General features: G+C 64.6%; 16 protein-coding genes. 6 read left to right on the top strand and 10 right to left on the bottom strand.

What is annotated here, in order from left to right:
• Positions 1-2: 2 nt before the first annotated feature.
• From odhB to mdh, 7 genes are all read right to left on the bottom strand, one after another.
• Positions 3-1280, bottom strand: a complete 1278-nt coding sequence (odhB, locus tag EN861_RS10645; protein ID WP_127276283.1) for a 2-oxoglutarate dehydrogenase complex dihydrolipoyllysine-residue succinyltransferase — start codon at positions 1278-1280, stop codon at positions 3-5.
• A gap of 46 nt (positions 1281-1326) precedes the next feature.
• On the bottom strand, positions 1327-4311 hold the full coding sequence (locus tag EN861_RS10650) for a 2-oxoglutarate dehydrogenase E1 component (protein ID WP_127276281.1): 2985 nt from the start codon (positions 4309-4311) through the stop codon (positions 1327-1329).
• A gap of 97 nt (positions 4312-4408) precedes the next feature.
• The gene (sucD, locus tag EN861_RS10655; RefSeq protein WP_127276279.1) at positions 4409-5311 is read right to left on the bottom strand and encodes a succinate--CoA ligase subunit alpha; all 903 of its coding nucleotides are present in this window, start codon (positions 5309-5311) and stop codon (positions 4409-4411) included.
• Positions 5312-5323: 12 nt separating this feature from the next.
• Positions 5324-5821 (bottom strand): DUF1579 family protein, encoded by a 498-nt coding sequence (locus EN861_RS10660; RefSeq protein WP_127276277.1) that lies wholly within the window; start codon positions 5819-5821, stop codon positions 5324-5326.
• Positions 5822-5824: 3 nt separating this feature from the next.
• Positions 5825-6196 (bottom strand): cupin domain-containing protein, encoded by a 372-nt coding sequence (locus EN861_RS10665; RefSeq protein WP_064981484.1) that lies wholly within the window; start codon positions 6194-6196, stop codon positions 5825-5827.
• 4 nt (positions 6197-6200) lie between these two features.
• On the bottom strand, positions 6201-7394 hold the full coding sequence (gene sucC, locus EN861_RS10670) for an ADP-forming succinate--CoA ligase subunit beta (RefSeq protein WP_127872821.1): 1194 nt from the start codon (positions 7392-7394) through the stop codon (positions 6201-6203).
• Positions 7395-7438: 44 nt separating this feature from the next.
• A complete protein-coding gene (gene mdh / locus EN861_RS10675) occupies positions 7439-8407 on the bottom strand; it encodes a malate dehydrogenase (protein WP_127872820.1) in 969 nt (322 codons plus the stop codon).
• 215 nt (positions 8408-8622) lie between these two features.
• On the opposite strand from mdh, the gene EN861_RS10680 reads away from it, so the two are divergent.
• Positions 8623-9051, top strand: a complete 429-nt coding sequence (locus EN861_RS10680; protein ID WP_127872819.1) for a GNAT family N-acetyltransferase — start codon at positions 8623-8625, stop codon at positions 9049-9051.
• Positions 9052-9093: 42 nt separating this feature from the next.
• Here EN861_RS10680 and zapE read toward each other — a convergent pair whose 3' ends face one another.
• From zapE to EN861_RS10695, 3 genes are all read right to left on the bottom strand, one after another.
• A complete protein-coding gene (zapE, locus tag EN861_RS10685) occupies positions 9094-10296 on the bottom strand; it encodes a cell division protein ZapE (RefSeq protein ID WP_127276265.1) in 1203 nt (400 codons plus the stop codon).
• A 129-nt stretch (positions 10297-10425) separates the two neighbouring features.
• Entirely contained in the window at positions 10426-10965 is a 540-nt protein-coding gene (locus EN861_RS10690) for a protease inhibitor Inh/omp19 family protein (RefSeq protein ID WP_127872818.1), read from the bottom strand.
• Positions 10966-11103: 138 nt separating this feature from the next.
• Positions 11104-11544 carry a hypothetical protein gene (locus EN861_RS10695; RefSeq protein ID WP_127872817.1) on the bottom strand — a complete coding sequence of 147 codons (441 nt, stop codon included), beginning with the start codon at positions 11542-11544 and terminating at the stop codon, positions 11104-11106.
• Positions 11545-11757: 213 nt separating this feature from the next.
• On the opposite strand from EN861_RS10695, the gene EN861_RS10700 reads away from it, so the two are divergent.
• From EN861_RS10700 to ftsY, 5 genes are all read left to right on the top strand, one after another.
• Positions 11758-12777 (top strand): MBL fold metallo-hydrolase, encoded by a 1020-nt coding sequence (locus tag EN861_RS10700; protein WP_127872816.1) that lies wholly within the window; start codon positions 11758-11760, stop codon positions 12775-12777.
• A 90-nt stretch (positions 12778-12867) separates the two neighbouring features.
• Positions 12868-13029 (top strand): DUF1328 family protein, encoded by a 162-nt coding sequence (locus tag EN861_RS10705; protein ID WP_127281226.1) that lies wholly within the window; start codon positions 12868-12870, stop codon positions 13027-13029.
• Positions 13030-13120: 91 nt separating this feature from the next.
• Positions 13121-14005 carry a diaminopimelate epimerase gene (gene dapF / locus EN861_RS10710; protein ID WP_135863427.1) on the top strand — a complete coding sequence of 295 codons (885 nt, stop codon included), beginning with the start codon at positions 13121-13123 and terminating at the stop codon, positions 14003-14005.
• A complete protein-coding gene (mtaB, locus tag EN861_RS10715) occupies positions 14005-15330 on the top strand; it encodes a tRNA (N(6)-L-threonylcarbamoyladenosine(37)-C(2))-methylthiotransferase MtaB (protein ID WP_127872814.1) in 1326 nt (441 codons plus the stop codon). The genes dapF and mtaB overlap by 1 nt, the downstream gene beginning before the upstream one ends.
• Positions 15331-15343: 13 nt before the next feature.
• Positions 15344-17263, top strand: coding sequence for a signal recognition particle-docking protein FtsY (gene ftsY, locus EN861_RS10720; RefSeq protein ID WP_127872813.1), 1920 nt, complete (start codon positions 15344-15346; stop codon positions 17261-17263).
• The last annotated feature ends 25 nt before the right edge of the window (positions 17264-17288 follow it).

The following is a 17288-nucleotide window of genomic DNA, read 5'->3' on the forward strand; positions in this document are numbered from 1 at the left end:
CCTCAGAGATCAAGCACCAGCCGTTCCGGATCCTCCAGGCTTTCCTTGACCCGCACCAGGAAGGTCACCGCTTCCTTGCCGTCGACGATGCGGTGATCGTAGCTGAGCGCCAGATACATCATCGGCCGGATCACGATCTGGCCGCCGACCACGACCGGCCGGTCCTGGATCTTGTGCATGCCGAGAATGCCCGACTGCGGCGCGTTGAGGATCGGCGTCGACATCAGCGAGCCATAGACGCCGCCATTGGAGATGGTGAAGGTGCCGCCCTGCATGTCGGCGACCGACAGCTTGCCGTCGCGCGCGGCGATGCCCAGCCGGCCGATATCCTTCTCGATCTCGGCGATCGACATCTGATCGGCATTGCGCACGACCGGAACCACGAGACCCTTTTCGGTGCCGACCGCGACGCCGATATGGGCATAGTTCTTGAAGATGATGTCGGTGCCGTCGATCTCGGCATTGACCGAGGGGATTTCCTTCAGCGCGTGCGTGACGGCCTTGGTGAAGAAACCCATGAAGCCGAGCTTCACGCCGTGCTTCTTCTCGAACACGTCCTTGTATTTGGTCCTGAGCGCCATCACCGCCGACATGTCGACTTCGTTGAAGGTGGTCAGCATGGCGGCGGTCGACTGCGCTTCCTTCAGCCGGCGCGCGATGGTCTGACGCAGCTTGGTCATGCGCACGCGCTCCTCGCGCGAAGCATCGTCGCCGGACGACGGCGCGCGCACGGCAACCGGTGCCGGCGCCGCCTTTGGCGTTTCGGCCGGCTGCGACGGCGCGCCCTTGGAGATGGCGTCGAGCACGTCGCCCTTCAGCACCTGGCCACGCTTGCCCGAGCCGGAAAGCTGGTCGACAGACAGATTGTTCTCGGCGATCAGCTTTGCCGCGGCCGGCGCCGGCGGCATGGTGCGTGGCTCGACCGAGCCGGCATCGCCGGCAACCTTGGCAGTCTCGGCCGCGGCCTGCTTGGTGGTCTGCGCCGCGTCGGGGCTGGACGCCTGCGCCACCGCTTGCGGCTTGGTCGCGGGAGCAGCCGCCCCACCGCCCGAAATCGACCCGAGCAGAGCGCCGACGCCGACCGTCTCACCTTCTTTTACAGTGATTTCGCCGAGCGTGCCGGCGGCGGCGGCAGGCACTTCCACCGTCACCTTGTCGGTCTCGAGCTCGACCAGCGGCTCGTCGGCGGCAATGGCATCGCCGACCTTCTTGAACCATTTGCCGACGGTCGCTTCGGTGACGGATTCGCCCAGGGTGGGGACGCGGATTTCGGTAGCCATTGTGCCTGTCCGTTCTTTCGGTTCAGTTCTATTCGCCCAGTTCTGCCTATTCGCCGAGCGCGTCTTCGAGCAAGGCGGCGAGCTGGGCAAGGTGCTTTGACATCAGGCCGGTCGCCGGCGACGCGGCCGCGGGACGGCCGGTGTAGCGCACTCGCTGATGCTTGGCGTCGATATGCGCCAACACCCATTCCAGATACGGATCGATGAACGACCAGGCGCCCATGTTCTTGGGTTCCTCCTGGCACCACACCATCTCGGCATTGCGGAAGCGTGACAGCTCGGTGATCAGCGCCTTGGCCGGGAACGGGTAGAGCTGTTCGACGCGCAGCAGGTAGATGTCGTTGATGCCGCGCTTCTCGCGCTCCTCGTAGAGGTCGTAATAGACCTTGCCCGAGCACAGCACGACGCGGCGGATCTTGGAATCCTTGGTCAGCTTGATCGCCTGGTTGGGCAGCAGCTGGGCATCGTCCCACAGCAGCCGGTGGAACGAGCTTTCGCCCGAGATTTCCGGCAGCGTCGACACCGCCCGCTTGTGGCGCAGCAGCGATTTCGGCGTCATCAAGATCAGCGGCTTGCGGAAGTCGCGCTTCAGCTGCCGGCGCAAGATGTGGAAGTAGTTGGCCGGCGTCGTGCAGTTGGCGACCTGCATGTTGTCTTCGGCGCAAAGCTGCAGGAAGCGCTCCAGCCGGGCCGAGGAATGTTCTGGGCCCTGGCCTTCATAGCCGTGCGGCAGCAGGCAGACGAGGCCCGACATTCTGAGCCATTTGCGCTCGCCCGACGAGATGAACTGGTCGAACACCACCTGGGCGCCGTTGGCGAAGTCGCCGAACTGCGCCTCCCACAAGGTCAGCGCCTTCGGCTCGGCCAGGCTGTAGCCGTATTCGAAGCCTAGCACCGCCTCTTCCGACAGCATCGAGTTGATGACTTCGTAGCCGGCCTGCGCCGCCGACAGATTGTTGAGCGGGATGTAGCGGGTCTCGTCGCGCTGGTCGTAAAGCACGGAATGGCGCTGCGAGAAGGTGCCGCGCTCGGAATCCTGGCCCGAAAGCCGGATCGGGTTGCCGTCGAGCAGGATCGCGCCAAAGGCCAGCGCCTCCGCCGTCGACCAGTCGATGCCTTCGCCGGACTCGATCGCCTGACGCCGGTTCTCGAGGAAGCGGATGATCGTCTTGTGCGCCTCGAAACCCTTCGGCACCTCGGTCAGCTTCTTGCCGATTTCCTTCAGCGTCTTGACCGGCACGGCGGTCTTGCCGCGCCGCTGTTCGTCCTGGTTGTCGGCCGTGCGCAGGCCCGACCAGGCGCCGTCGAGCCAGTCGGCCTTGTTGGGCTTGTAGGCCTGGCCGACTTCCCATTCGGCTTCCAGATGCGCGCGCCAGTCGGCCTTGAGCTGGTCGAGTTCGGCCTGGGTGATGTGGCCTTCGGCGATCAGCCGGTCGCCATAGATCTGCACCGTCGTCTTGTGGGTGCGGATGTTGCGGTACATGAGCGGCTGCGTGAAGGCCGGCTCGTCGCCCTCATTGTGGCCGAAGCGGCGGTAGCAGAACATGTCCACGACCACCGGCTTGTGGAACTTCATGCGAAACTCGATCGCCACCTTGGTGGCGTGCACCACGGCTTCCGGGTCGTCGCCATTGACGTGGAAGATCGGCGCCTCGATCATCTTGGCGACGTCGGACGGATAAGGCGACGAGCGCGAGAAACGCGGATTGGTGGTGAAGCCGATCTGGTTGTTGATGATGAAGTGCAGCGTGCCGGCGACGCGGTGGCCGCGCAGGCCCGACAGGCCGAGGATTTCGGCGATCACGCCCTGGCCGGCGAAAGCGGCGTCGCCGTGCAGAAGCAGCGGCAGCACCTTGGCGCGTTCCTCCAGCGGCACGATCTCCTCGCGGCCACGGCCGAACAGATAATCCTGCTTGGCGCGCGCCTTGCCCATCACCACCGGGTCGACGATTTCCAGATGCGAGGGGTTGGCGGTCAGCGACAGGTGCACCTTGTTGCCGTCGAACTCACGGTCGGACGAGGCGCCGAGATGGTACTTCACGTCGCCCGAGCCTTCGACCTCGTCGGGGGCGGCCGAGCCGCCCTTGAACTCGTGGAAGATGGCGCGGTGCGGCTTGGCCATGACCTGGGAAAGCACGTTCAGCCGGCCGCGATGGGCCATGCCGAGCACGATCTCCTTCATGCCGAGCTGGCCGCCGCGCTTGACGATCTGCTCGAGCGCCGGGATCAGCGACTCGCCGCCGTCCAGGCCGAAGCGCTTGGTGCCCTTGTACTTGACGTCGATGAACTGCTCGAAGCCTTCCGCCTCGACCAGCTTCTGCAGGATCGCCTTCTTGCCGGTGGCGGTGAAGGAAATCTCCTTGTCGGCGCCTTCGATCCGCGCCTGGATCCAGGCCTTCTCCTCGGGATCGGAAATATGCATGAACTCGACGCCGAGCGTCGAGCAATAGGTGCGGGTGAGTATCTCCAGCATCTGCCGGATGCTGCCGAATTCGAGCCCAAGCACATTGTCGAGGAAGATCGGCCGGTCGTAGTCGGCTTCGGTGAAGCCGTAATTCTCCGGCGACAGCTCGTTATAGTCTTCGAGCTTGGCAATGCCGAGCGGGTCGAGATTGGCGTGCAGATGGCCGCGCATGCGGAAGGCGCGGATCATCATGATGGCACGCACCGAATCGCGCGTCGCCTGGTGCACGTCGGCGTCGGACAGCACGACCCCGTTGGTGACCGCCTTGTCCTTGACCTTCTTTTCCAGGTGCTTCTCGACAATGCCCCAATTGCCGTCGAGCGCGGACACCAGTTCGCCATTGGCCTGCAGCGGCCAGGAGGGTTTTGCCCAGGAAGCGCCCTTGGCGTTCCTGCGCACATCACCGGCATCGTCCTTCAGACCCGCGAAGAACTCCTGCCACTCGGGATTGACCGAAGCGGGATCGTCCTCATAGGCGGCGTAGAGCGCGTCGATATAATCGGCATTGCCGCCATAGAGGAAAGAGGTGAGCGAAAACCGGTCGTTGGCCTGATCTTGTCGTGCCATTTTTGTCCGCGGAGCCTGGCTCCGTCTCCTTTTGAAGGGAATGGTGAGCAGTCAGCTGCTACTCACCGTTAGTCCCTATTCACTACTGCCTACTCACTTAACCCTTGATCGCCTCGACCAAGGTCGTGCCCAGCCGCGCCGGCGAGGGCGAAACCTTGATGCCTGCCGATTCCATCGCCGCGATCTTGTCTTCGGCGCCGCCCTTGCCGCCGGAGATGACCGCGCCCGCATGACCCATGGTGCGGCCGGCCGGTGCGGTGCGCCCGGCGATGAAGCCCGCCATCGGTTTCCGGCGGCCGCGCTTGGCCTCGTCCTTGAGGAACTGCGCGGCGTCTTCCTCGGCCGAGCCGCCGATCTCGCCGATCATGATGATCGACTTGGTCTCGTCGTCGGCAAGGAACATCTCGAGCATGTCGATGAACTCGGTGCCCTTGACGGGATCGCCGCCGATGCCGACGGCGGTGGTCTGGCCGAGGCCGACATTGGTGGTCTGGAACACAGCCTCATAGGTAAGCGTTCCCGAGCGCGAAACAACGCCGACCGAGCCCTTGCGGAAGATGTTGCCGGGCATGATGCCGATCTTGCATTCGTCGGGGGTGAGCACGCCCGGGCAGTTCGGCCCGATCAGCCGCGACTTGGAGCGGTCGAGCCGCGCCTTGACCTTGACCATGTCCATCACCGGAATGCCTTCGGTGATGCAGACGATGAGCGGGATTTCAGCCTCGATCGCCTCGATGATGGCTTCGCCCGCGCCAGCCGGCGGCACGTAGATGACGGAGGCGTTGGCGCCCGTCCTTTCCTTGCCTTCGGCGACAGTGGCGAAGATCGGCAGGCTCTCGCCCTTCGAGCCGTTCCAGGTCTCGCCGCCCTTCTTGGGATGGATGCCGCCGACCATCTTTGTCCCGTGATAGGCCAGCGCCTGTTCGGTATGGAACGTGCCGGTCTTGCCGGTCAGGCCCTGCACCAGCACCTTGGTGTTCTTGTCGACGAGAATGGACATCGGAGCCCTTTTCTAAAAACCGTTGATCGAGGAAGGCGAGACGCGCCGGTAGACGCCGCTCACCATGTCTTGCCAGCCATCGCTGCCGGCGGGTTTGAATTGCAATCGCATGCGGTAGGTGTCGTTATCGTCGAAAATATACGTCACGCGCGCAAAACCGCGCGGCGACGACCGTTCCAGATTGAGTTCACTGCCGTTCCATATGCCGGTGGCAGGCGACACCGGCACGAAGCCCATCGAATCGAACTGGTGCATGGTGACGACGCCATTTTGCTGGTCGAAACCAAACACGGTGTGCGAACCAAACGAAATCGTGCCGTCGCGGCGCTGGCGATAACGCTGCACCACGAACTGGCCGCCGAACTGTGCCTCAGCCAGCACTTCGCTGGTCGCCGCACCGCCATCGGCCCATTGTGTATCCGCCACCTCTTCCTCGCCGCGCCACGCACCGACCAGCGCCTGCAGGCGCTGGTGATCGGCCGAGAGCGAAGAGAAGGACGCCGCGTTCATCAGTCAGAGCCGCTTCAGATCGGTGACGGTAAGGTCGCTCTTGGCGTTGCCGGTGTTGAGCGTCGTCGCCGGCTCGAACATCAGCACCACGGGCTCGGCGGTGAGCGAACGCGGCCGGTGCTCGACGCCGCGCGGCACGACGATGAAGTCGCCCTCGCCGAGCTCGACCGGACCGTCGCGGAAATCGATGGCGATGCGCCCGCGAAGCACTAGGAACGCCTCGTCCTCATTGTCATGCGCGTGCCAGTCGAAGGTCGCGCCGAACTTGGCGACCTTCGCCTGGCTGTCATTGACGTCGCCGGCGATATGCGGATCGAAGACCTTGCTGATCTTTTGATCCGCCGCCTCGACCAGGTTTATCTTGCGCGGAGGCACCGGCTCAGCCCTGCACCGCCGCAACGATCTTCTTGGCCGCGTCGTCGAGATCGTCGGCGGACACGACGTTCAGGCCGCTGTCGTTGATGATCTTCTTGCCGAGCTCGGCATTGGTGCCTTCAAGGCGCACCACCAGCGGCACCTTCAGGCCGACTTCCTTGACCGCGGCGATCACGCCTTCGGCGATGATGTCGCACTTCATGATGCCGCCGAAGATGTTGATCAGGATGCCCTTCACCGCCGGGTCCTTGGTGATGATCTTGAACGCCGCCGTCACCTTCTCCTTCGACGCGCCGCCGCCGACGTCGAGGAAGTTGGCGGGCTCGGCGCCATAGAGCTTGATGATGTCCATGGTCGCCATGGCAAGGCCGGCGCCGTTGACCATGCAGCCGATATTGCCGTCGAGCGCGACATAGGCGAGGTCGTATTTCGACGCCTCGATCTCCTTCTCGTCCTCTTCGGTGGTGTCGCGCAGTTCCATCAGGTCGGGGTGGCGAAACAGCGCGTTGTTGTCGAACGAAACCTTGGCGTCGAGCACGCGCAGCCGGCCGTTCTTCATGACGATCAGCGGGTTGACCTCGAGCAGGCTCATATCCTTCTCGACAAAGGCCTTGTAGAGGATCGGGAACAGCGTGCCGCCATCCTTGGCCGCGTCGCCGTCGAGCTTCAGCGCGCCATTGAGCGCCTTGACATCATCCGCCGTCACGCCCTTTTCCGGATCGATGGCGACGGTGATGATCTTTTCCGGCGTGTCGTGGGCAACACCCTCGATGTCCATGCCGCCCTCGGTCGAGACGACGAAAGCGATGCGGCCGACCGAACGGTCGACCAGGATCGACAGATAAAGCTCGCGCTCGATATCGGCGCCGTCCTCGATATAGAGACGGTTGACCTGCTTGCCGGCCGGGCCGGTCTGCTTGGTCACCAGCGTGTGGCCGAGCATCTCATTGGCGTTGGCGACCACCTCGGCGACCGACTTCGCCAGCCGCACGCCGCCCTTGGCGTCGGGGCCGAGCTCCTTGAATTTGCCCTTGCCACGGCCGCCGGCATGGATCTGACTCTTCACCACATAAAGCGGGCCGGGCAGCGCTTGCGCGGCGGCTTCCGCCTCGCTTGCCTTGAACACCGGCACGCCTTCGGCCACCGGCGCGCCAAAGCTCTTCAGCAGCGCCTTGCCTTGATATTCATGGATGTTCATGGGGAACTATCTCCAGGTCGTTTGCCGGGGTGATGTTGGGGAGGTCACTTCGAGGCGAGTTGCGGCGCGATCTTGACGCAGGCCTCGGTCAGGCCCTGCACGGTCGCCACCGAGGTGTCGAACATCTTCTGCTCTGCCTTGTTCAGGTCGATCTCGATGACGCGCTCGACACCGCCGGCACCGATCACCACGGGAACGCCGACATAGGTGCCCTTGACGCCATACTGGCCGGAGAGGTGCGCCGCGCACGGCAGCACGCGCTTCTTGTCCTTGAGATAGGATTCGGCCATCTGGATCGCCGAGGCCGCCGGTGCGTAATAGGCCGAGCCGGTCTTCAAGAGGCCGACGATCTCGGCGCCACCGTCGCGGGTGCGCTGCACGATCTGGTCGAGCCTTTCCTTCGAAGTCCAGCCCATCTTGATCAGGTCTGGAAGCGGAATGCCCGACACCGTCGAATAGCGGATCATCGGCACCATGGAATCGCCGTGGCCGCCGAGCACGAAGGCGGTGACGTCCTCGACCGAGACCTTGAACTCCTCGGCCAGGAAATAGCGGAAACGCGCGCTGTCCAGCACGCCGGCCATGCCGACGACATGGGTCTTGGGCAGGCCCGAAAACTTCTGCAGCGCCCACACCATGGCGTCCAGCGGATTGGTGATGCAGATGACGAAGGCCTTCGGCGCGTACTTCTTCAGCCCGGCGCCGACCTGCTCCATGACCTTCAGGTTGATGCCCAGCAGGTCGTCGCGGCTCATGCCCGGCTTGCGCGGCACGCCGGCGGTGACGATGCAGACATCAGCGCCCTCGATGCCGGCATAGTCGTTGACGCCGGTCAGCCGGGAATCGAAACCATCGACCGGCGATGACTGCGCGATATCGAGCCCCTTGCCCTGCGGAATACCCTCGGCAATATCGAACAGGACCACGTCGCCGAGATCCTTGAGGCCGATCATATGCGCGAGCGTGCCGCCGATCATGCCAGAGCCGATAAGCGCTATCTTGTTGCGTGCCATGTGAGGATGATTTCCCTTTGTCTGTGGCGACGCCAACACGGCGTCGAGGAAGAGGCCGGAATGCTGCGGGGAACCGCTGATATCGCCGCACCCAATAGCTCCGGTGAGAAATAAATTCAAACGATTATTTCAACCCCTGCATTTTCAATCGGTTAGAGCGTTTGGGATTTACGTAAACGTCAAAATTTGTAAGCCGACTTGGGAGAATTTACACAATGACGGTCGAGATCAGAAGGCTCTATCCCGGCGATGACGCCCTTGTGATGCGGGTTGCCGACGACGTGTTCGACGAGCCGGTGAGGCCCGATCGCCTGGCCAGTTATCTCGCGCAATCGGGCCATTTCATGATCGTCGCCCTCGTCGAGGGCCTGGTCGTCGGCCAATGCGCGGCGGTCATCCACCGCCATCCGGACAAGCCGACCGAACTTAATATCGACGAGGTCGGCGTCTCGCCGGCCTTCCGGCGCCAGGGCATTGCGCGCAAAATGCTCGACGCCATGTTCGCGCTCGGCAGGGAGCATGGTTGCGAGGAGGCCTGGGTCGGCACCGAACTTGACAATCTGCCGGCCCGAGCGCTTTACGAGGCGCGCAAGGAGCCGCATGCCGAGGCGGAGACATTTGTGATGTATGTGTATCGGCTGTAGATTTTGGAGCTGGCAGGATCTCTATGGAACAAGATTGAGCTCTTATGCCTGCGCCCGTGACGCGTCAGCCGGGGCAGCCTTCGCCTTCCGCCGCACGGCCCAATCGTCCAGCCAGTCGCGGCTCTGCATCTCGATCAGACGCGAGGCCGTGCGCTCGAATTCGAACACCTCGACGCTGCGCTTAGCCACATAAAGCTCGTGCGGCGGCGCATCCGCGCTCACCACCAGGCGCACATGATGGTCGTAGAGCGTATCGATCAACAGGATGAAGCGCTTGGCCTCGTTGCGCTTGCCTTCGCCCAGCACCGGGACATGGTCGATGAAGACGGTCGAAAACCGGCCGGCGATCGCCAGGTAATCGCGCGCGCCGAGCGGCTTTTCGCACAGGTCGGCAAAGGAGAAGCGCGCCGCATCGCCGGCGGCGGCCGGCACGGCCACCTTGCGGCCCTTCAGCGTCAGCGACGTCTCGGCCGTCGGCGCCCCGTGCGTCATCGCCTGCCAGGCCTCGTCGAGCGCCTCGTCGGCAGCCGCATCCGCCGGCATGACGTAGACAGGCGTGCGGGCAAGCTTTTCCAGCCGGTAGTCCTTGTCGCTGTCCAGCGACAGCACCTCAGCATGGCGTTTCAGTATGGCGATGAACGGCAGGAAGAGCTGGCGGTTCAACCCGTCACGGTAGAGGTCTTCAGGCGCCACGTTCGAGGTGGCGACGAGCACGACCCCACTGGCGAACAGTGCCGAGAACAGCCTGGACAGGATCATGGCGTCGGCGATGTCGGTGACCGAAAATTCATCGAAGCACAGCACCCAGGCCTGCTCGGCGAGCGCCTTGGCCACCGGCGGGATCGGATCGTCTTCCCTGACCGTGCCTTCCTTGCGCGCCTGCCGGTGCTTCTGGATGCGGTCCTGCACGTCGGCCATGAAGTCGTTGAAATGGACGCGGCGCTTGCGCCTGACCGGCAAGAGTTCGAAGAACATGTCCATCAGCATGGTCTTTCCGCGCCCGACGCCGCCATGGATGTAGAGGCCCTTGACCGCCTCCTGCGTCTCGCGCTTGCGGGCAAACAGCCAGCCCAGCGCGCTGGACTTTTGCGCAAGCCGCTTGGCCGAGATCTCGTCGGTCAGCCGGTCGAGCGCGGCGGCGATCTCCTCCTGCGCGGGGTCGCGTCCGATCGCGCCTGATACCACCAGATGGTCGTAGCGCTGCCGGACGGTCGCATGGGTCTGGAGGCCGTCACGCAGATGCATCGGTCACGTCGTTGTTCGGAGCGGTATGCTCAAGAGAGAAGGTATATTGAGATTCAGGCCAGGCCGAGCCGAAAGGGCAGGAAGCCGCGATTCGCAGGCCGGCATCACCTGAATACCGGCATACCCAGCCTATCTTGTAAGCGAAATCGGTTGCCCGTTGGAAGTCTGGCCGTCGAATTTCGAGCCGCCCGACGAATAGAGACGTGCCAGCGAACCGCCATTCTCGTCATAAAGCGTCAGCTGCTTGCCGGCGACGTTCCACGATTTGATGCCGTCGATCGGCGCCGGGCAGTGCAGCGGACCGGCGCGGAAGCCGGCGCCGAACTTGGTCTGTGGCGTCGCCACCTTGCAGCTCTGGCCGGAAACGCTGACGTTCCAGACACCGGCGACGCTTGCCGCGTTGAGATCCGCGGCACCCGCAGGCGCCGCGCCATCCGGCGGCAGCGAGGCAACCTGCGTGTTTGCCGGCGCGGTCGGGAATTGAGACGGGTCGGTGGTGCCGGGGGACGCCGGCGGCGGCAGCTGATTCGAGCTCACCTGGCCGGCAGGCGCCGGCTGCAGCGGGGCGGGCTGCTGGTCGTCCATCGACGAGAAGCGTGAGGTTGAGCAGCCGCTCGCAACGAGCGCCGCCAGGGATACGGCCACCAGGCCGCCTTTCGCAAAATTCATTACAACCTCCGTCGGAATCGGCTGGGGGTGCCGTCCGCGCAATCTCACCTCCACCAAGATGGAGAAGGTGGCGAAATTTCAACCCGATATGGTTAAAATAGGGTTTGCGGCAAGATTGTTGCAAATTTATCGCAATCATCACGCCAGGGCGGCACTTGGGACGAACACATATCCGTCCGGCCCCACGATATAGCACTCGCGCAGACCATGCGGCTTGTCGACGGCGCCGGCCAGCACGATGTGGCCATGATCCAGCGCCGCCGCCTCGATCGCGTCGGGATCGGCGCCATAGAGGCGCAATTCGATGCCAGCACCGCGTGTCTCGGCGCCCGTGATGGAGCCCGTCATCGGGTTGTCGAGATAGGAATGGTCGGCATGCAGCATGAATACCGACCCCAGAAGCTCGATCGCCGCGAAATCCTCGTCGGCATAGATGACCCGGGCGCCAAGCACGTCGCGGCAGAAGGCTTCCATCGCCGGCATGTCGGTCACCAGCAAATTGACGCCGACGCCGCGCGGCAGCGAGCGGCCAAAATCCTCGGCCTTCATCCAGAGCGTCTTCGTCCGCTTCATCGCCATGGCGTCCTCCTCCTGATCCGCGATCCTAGCCGAGGCCGCTTCGTCCCCCTTGGCCTTCGGCCGGCAAACGCTTGCGCCAGCCGCGGCAAGGCTTATGTCTAGAATAGTCCCAGGAAAAGTGTGCAGCGGTTTTCCCGGGAAAACGCGTAGCGCTTCCCCCCAGGGAATTGCGTGAAAACAAAGAGTTCACCGAAACCCGCCGGAGCGCAGACCTTGGCCGCGAGACACAAAGCCGCCAACCGCTACTACAGCGGCCCGCCCAGCGATCATTTCGACGGCACCCTGTTCTTCAACCCCGACGGCCGGATGCCTGGCCCCTTCACGGACCTGCTGAAATGGCAGTTCAGCGGCCAGCGTTCGAAATGGCCGCCTGCGAGTCCGAGCCCCTTCGCACAGGCAAGGCCGGCCGCGATGGTCGAAGGTACCGAACTGACCGTGACCATGGTTGGCCATTCCACCTTGCTGATCCAGACCGCCGGGCTCAACATCCTCACCGATCCGGTGTGGTCGGCGCGCACCTCGCCGTTCTCCTTTGCCGGACCCCGGCGCGTCAATCCGCCGGGCATCGCTTTTGACGATCTGCCGGCGATCGACGTCGTGCTGGTCAGCCACAACCACTATGACCATCTCGACCTTGCCACGCTGAGGAAGCTGAAGGAGACGCACGATCCGCTGGTAGTGACGCCGCTCGGCAACGATGCCATCATCGCCGCCGCGGTGCCCGGCATGCGGCTTTCCGCGCATGACTGGGGCGACAGGGTCGACGTCTCCGACGGCACCGCCATCCACATCGAGCCCGCGCATCATTGGTCGGCGCGGGGTGCCCGCGACCGGCGCATGGCGCTGTGGGCCGGCTTCGTCATCGAAACAGCGGGCGGGAAGACCTACTTCGCCGGCGATACCGGCTTCCACGACGGCATCAACTACCGGCTGATGGCGGAAAAACATGGCGGCTTCCGCTTCGCCATCCTGCCGATCGGCGCCTACGAGCCACGCTGGTTCATGGCCCCGCAGCACCAGAATCCCGAGGAAGCGGTGCAAGGCATGAAGCTGTGCAACGCAAGCTTTGCCGCCGGCTGCCACTGGGGCACCTTCCAGCTCACCGACGAGCCGATCGACGAACCGGTCCGAAAACTGGCCGAGGCGCTCGGGGCTGAGGGTGTACCGCAAGAGCATTTTCGCGCCTTGCGGGCCGGCGAAGTCTGGGACGTGCCGGAAACGACGGCGGCCTGAACCGACCAGGCTTCGAAACGAGCGGGAACCCAAGCACGACAGCCGCGTTTTTCCTGCGGTTTCAAATCTGTCGGCTTACGAGGCATTCCCATGCTCAAATGGATCATCATTCTTCTCATCGTCGCCGCCGCGGCGAGCCTGCTCGGCATGCCGGCGCTGGCCGGCGCCGCCGCCACCGGCGCGCGCATTCTCATCGGCGTCGTGCTCGTGATCTTCCTGTTGATCTTGCTGGGGGTCTTCGCGGTGACGTAAGTCCGGCGCCGTCGCGTGAAAGCGGCTGCGCACTGGTAATTCCTGCCCGTTTCCGCCATATAGCGCCGAACGGACATGGAATTTCGGAGCAATGGCAGGCACGGCCCCTTTCGCCAAGATGAACGGCATCGGCAACGAGATCATCGTTGCCGACATGCGTGGCCGTGCGGATCGGGTGACGGCCGCGGCCGCCATCGCGCTCAATGGCGACGTCGCGACGCGGTTCGACCAGATCATGGCGATCCACGACGCCAGGACGCCAGGCACCGCCTATTTCGTCGACATCCTGAATTCCGATGGCTCCGCAGCGCAGGCCTGCGGCAACGGCATGCGCTGCGTCGTCCAGGCCCTGGCCGCCGAGACCGGCGTGAAGACCTTCACCTTCGAGACCGTGGCCGGCATCCTCAATGCCCGCGAACACGCCGACGGCTCGATCTCTGTCGACATGGGCACGCCGCGCTTCGGCTGGCGCGACATTCCGCTGGCCGAGGAGTTCCGCGACACCCGCATGATCGAGTTGCAGGTCGGCCCGATCGACGCGCCTGTGCTGCATTCGCCTTCCGCCGTTTCGATGGGCAACCCGCACGCCATCTTCTGGGTCGATGACGACGTCTGGACTTATGAACTCGACCGTTTCGGCCCGCTTCTGGAAAACCATCCGATCTTTCCCGAACGCGCCAACATAACCATCGCGCAGGTGACCTCGCCCGACAGCATGATCATCCGCACCTGGGAGCGCGGCGCCGGCCTGACCAAGGCCTGCGGCACCGCGTCCTGCGCGGCTGTCGTCGCAGCGGCCCGCACCCGGCGCACGGGCCGCAGCGTCAACCTGCTGACGCCTGGCGGCGGCACGCTGCATGTCGAATGGCGCGATGACGACCACGTCATCCTGACCGGGGCGGCCGAATGGGAATTTTCCGGCAGCTTCGATCCGTCGACCGGACAATGGGCCCGCGACACCGAAAGCGCGGCCTGATGTCCGCTCTTGCCAAAGGCGTCGACGTGGCGAAGCAGCCCGGCCGCATCGACGTGGTGACCTTCGGCTGCCGTCTCAATACCTATGAGTCCGAGGTGATGCGGCGCGAGGCCGAAAGCGCGGGCCTCGGCGCGCTCGACGGCGGCGCCGTCATCTTCAACACCTGTGCCGTCACCGGCGAAGCGGTGCGCCAGGCCAGGCAGGCGATCCGCAAGGCGCGCCGCGACAACCCGGCCGCGCGCATCATCGTCACCGGCTGCGCCGCGCAGACCGAGCCCGAAAAATTCGCCGCCATGGACGAGGTCAATCTCGTGCTTGGCAATGAGGAAAAGCTCAAGGCGAATTCCTATCGCGCGCTGCCCGATTTCGGCGTCAACGACACCGAGAAGGCGCGCGTCAACGACATCTTCTCGGTGCGCGAAACCGCCGGCCACATGGTCGACGCCATCGAGGGCCGGGCACGTGCCTTCGTGCAGGTGCAGAACGGCTGCGACCACCGCTGCACCTTCTGCATCATCCCCTATGGCCGCGGCAATTCGCGCTCGGTGCCGATGGGCGCCGTGGTCGAGCAGGTCAAGCGCTTGGCCGGCAACGGCTATGCCGAGATCGTGCTGACCGGCGTCGACATGACGTCTTTCGGCGCCGACCTGCCTGGTGTGCCGAAGCTCGGCAAGCTTGTGAAGACCATCCTGAGGCAGGTGCCCGACGTAAAGCGGCTCAGGCTGTCCTCGATCGACTCGATCGAGGCCGACGAGGACTTGCTCGACGCCATCGCCACCGAGCCGCGGCTGATGCCGCATCTGCATCTGTCGCTGCAGTCTGGCGACGACATGATCCTGAAGCGCATGAAGCGAAGGCATCTGCGCGACCAGTCGATCCGCTTTTGCGAGGATGTGCGCAAGCTGCGTCCCGGCATTGTTTTCGGCGCCGACATCATCGCCGGCTTCCCGACCGAGACCGAAGCCATGTTCGAGAATTCCGAAAAAATCGTCGAGGAATGCGGCCTGACCCATCTCCACGTCTTCCCGTTTTCACCGCGCGAAGGCACTCCCGCCGCGCGCATGCCGCAGGTTCGCCGCGAGCTGGTCAAGCAGCGCGCCGCCCGGCTGCGCGCAGCCGGCGAAGCGACCTACCAGCGCCATCTGTCTTCGCTCGCCGGCAGCCGCCAGTCGATCCTGATCGAGCGCGACGGCCTTGGCCGCACCGAAGGGTTCACGCTTGCCGCACTCGCCACCGGCGCGCCGGGAGAGATCGTCGAAGCTGAAATAACCGGCCACGATGGCGCGCGGCTGACAGCCGCTCCCCTTGCCGCCCGCGCCGCCTGAGAAACGCAAAAGCATGGCTGGTTTTTTCAAGAAGATATTTTCGTTCGGCAAGAAGGAGGTCGTCGAGGAGCGCATCGACGAGACCGCCCCCCTCCCGCCGATCAAATGGGATCAGCTCGACGCGCTGAAGCCGGCGGCCGAGCAGGCCGTGCCGGAGTTTTTGAAGCGGGAGGAGGCTGTGGCGGAAGCCGCGCCGGCGGCCGCGCCTGGACCGGAGCCCGAGGAGCCCAAGCCCGAACCTGTCCCCACCATTCCGCCCCCGCCGGAGCCTACCGTTCCGTCAGAACCGGAACGGCAGCCGGAGCCTGCGCCGGAAGAGAAACCGGCAGCCCCGCCCCAGACGCCTGAACCGCCGGCGCCCGAAGAAGTGCCGCAGCCGCCCGTCGTTCCGGAGCCCGCGCCCGAACGGCGGCCGCGGGAGATTCCGCCCGCGCCATCCGAGCCGGAGATCGTTCCATCGCGTCCGGAGAGGCAACCGGAACCCGCGCCTGTGGAAGTGCCGGCGCCCCCAGTCGAAGTGCCGGCCGACATGCCCGCACCGGTCGAAGTGCCGCCGGCGTCGCCGGTTGAAGCCCCTCAGTCGACGGCCGCCTCCGAGCAGCCGACTTCAGAGGCTGGCGCTGCCCCTCATCCGCCTGCCGGCACCTTTTCCCCGCATAGGGACGAGGAGAACGGAGCTGATCGCGATGCCGGCGCCCCTCTTGGCGACGTCAAGGAGAAAAGCTCAACGCTGACGCCTCCCTCTCTCCGTCCTTCACTGGGAGAGGGTGAGGGGCAGCGCCAGCCTGCGGAAACCATCCCATCTCCGATCGAAACCGCTCCATCGGCGGAAATCGCGTCACCTATCCGCCAGCCGGCACCCGTCGAAACCCAGCCGGTCATTGCCGAGATCGCGCCCGAGCCTCAATCGATCCCACAACCCGCCCCGGAGCCCAAACCCGCTCCCGGCAAGGTGACGGTGGCCAGGAAGGTCGAGCAGAAGGCCGAAGTGCAGAAGGCGCCCGAGCCGGCGCCGAGGCGGTCCTGGTTCCAGCGCATGCGGGACGGACTTGCCCGGTCGTCGCGCGAGCTGACCGGCAACATTGCCGGCGTTTTCACCAAGCGCAAGCTGGACGAGGAGACGCTGCAGGACCTGGAGGACGTGCTGATCCGCGCCGATCTTGGCGTGGAGACGGCGCTGCGCGTCACCGATTCACTGGCCTCGAGCCGTTACGGCAAGGATGTTTCCGATACCGAGGTGCGCGCCGTCATGGCGGCCGAGGTGGAGAAGGTGCTCGCCCCGGTCGCAAAGCCGCTCGAGCTCGATCTCTCGCACAAGCCGCATGTCATCCTGGTGGTCGGCGTCAATGGCACCGGCAAGACCACGACCATCGGCAAGCTCGCCGCCAAGCTGACCGATGGCGGCCTGTCGGTGATGCTGGCCGCCGGCGACACGTTCCGCGCCGCCGCCATCGAACAGCTGAAGATCTGGGGCGAACGCACGAAATCGCCCGTCATTGCCTCCAAGCTCGGCGCCGATGCCGCCGGCCTTGCCTACGACGCCTTCGAGAAGGCGAAGGAGGCGGGCTCCGACGTGCTGATCATCGACACTGCCGGCCGGCTGCAGAACAAGACGGAACTGATGGCCGAGCTGGAAAAGATCGTTCGCGTGCTTGGTAAGCTCGATCCCGAAGCGCCGCACACCGTGCTGCAGACAGTCGACGCCACCACCGGCCAGAACGCGCTCAACCAGGTCGAAATCTTCCGCAATGTCGCCGGCGTCAACGGCCTGGTGATGACCAAGCTGGACGGCACGGCGCGCGGCGGTATTCTGGTGGCGATCGCGGCAAAGCACAAATTGCCGGTCTATTTCATCGGCGTCGGCGAGCAAGTCGACGACCTCGAACCGTTTTCCGCAAGCGAATTCGCCAGGGCGATCGCTGGAGTGGCTTGAACAGGCACGATGCCGGAAGTGAGGC

Source organism: Mesorhizobium sp. M8A.F.Ca.ET.218.01.1.1 (genome assembly GCF_004791165.1).
Taxonomy (GTDB): Bacteria; Pseudomonadota; Alphaproteobacteria; order Rhizobiales; family Rhizobiaceae; genus Mesorhizobium.

Bases quoted from the DNA above. Each gene is read 5' to 3' on its own strand.
- EN861_RS10660 (WP_127276277.1), bottom strand. From the start codon at position 5,821: ATGAACGCGGCGTCCTTCTCTTCGCTCTCGGCCGATCACCAGCGCCTG.
- EN861_RS10705 (WP_127281226.1), top strand. From the start codon at position 12,868: ATGCTCAAATGGATCATCATTCTTCTCATCGTCGCCGCCGCGGCGAGC.
- sucC (WP_127872821.1), bottom strand. From the start codon at position 7,394: ATGAACATCCATGAATATCAAGGCAAGGCGCTGCTGAAGAGCTTTGGC.
- ftsY (WP_127872813.1), top strand. From the start codon at position 15,344: ATGGCTGGTTTTTTCAAGAAGATATTTTCGTTCGGCAAGAAGGAGGTC.
- odhB (WP_127276283.1), bottom strand. From the start codon at position 1,280: ATGGCTACCGAAATCCGCGTCCCCACCCTGGGCGAATCCGTCACCGAA.
- EN861_RS10695 (WP_127872817.1), bottom strand. From the start codon at position 11,544: ATGGCGATGAAGCGGACGAAGACGCTCTGGATGAAGGCCGAGGATTTT.
- EN861_RS10690 (WP_127872818.1), bottom strand. From the start codon at position 10,965: ATGAATTTTGCGAAAGGCGGCCTGGTGGCCGTATCCCTGGCGGCGCTC.
- sucD (WP_127276279.1), bottom strand. From the start codon at position 5,311: ATGTCCATTCTCGTCGACAAGAACACCAAGGTGCTGGTGCAGGGCCTG.
- dapF (WP_135863427.1), top strand. From the start codon at position 13,121: ATGGCAGGCACGGCCCCTTTCGCCAAGATGAACGGCATCGGCAACGAG.
- EN861_RS10650 (WP_127276281.1), bottom strand. From the start codon at position 4,311: ATGGCACGACAAGATCAGGCCAACGACCGGTTTTCGCTCACCTCTTTC.
- mtaB (WP_127872814.1), top strand. From the start codon at position 14,005: ATGTCCGCTCTTGCCAAAGGCGTCGACGTGGCGAAGCAGCCCGGCCGC.
- EN861_RS10680 (WP_127872819.1), top strand. From the start codon at position 8,623: ATGACGGTCGAGATCAGAAGGCTCTATCCCGGCGATGACGCCCTTGTG.
- mdh (WP_127872820.1), bottom strand. From the start codon at position 8,407: ATGGCACGCAACAAGATAGCGCTTATCGGCTCTGGCATGATCGGCGGC.
- zapE (WP_127276265.1), bottom strand. From the start codon at position 10,296: ATGCATCTGCGTGACGGCCTCCAGACCCATGCGACCGTCCGGCAGCGC.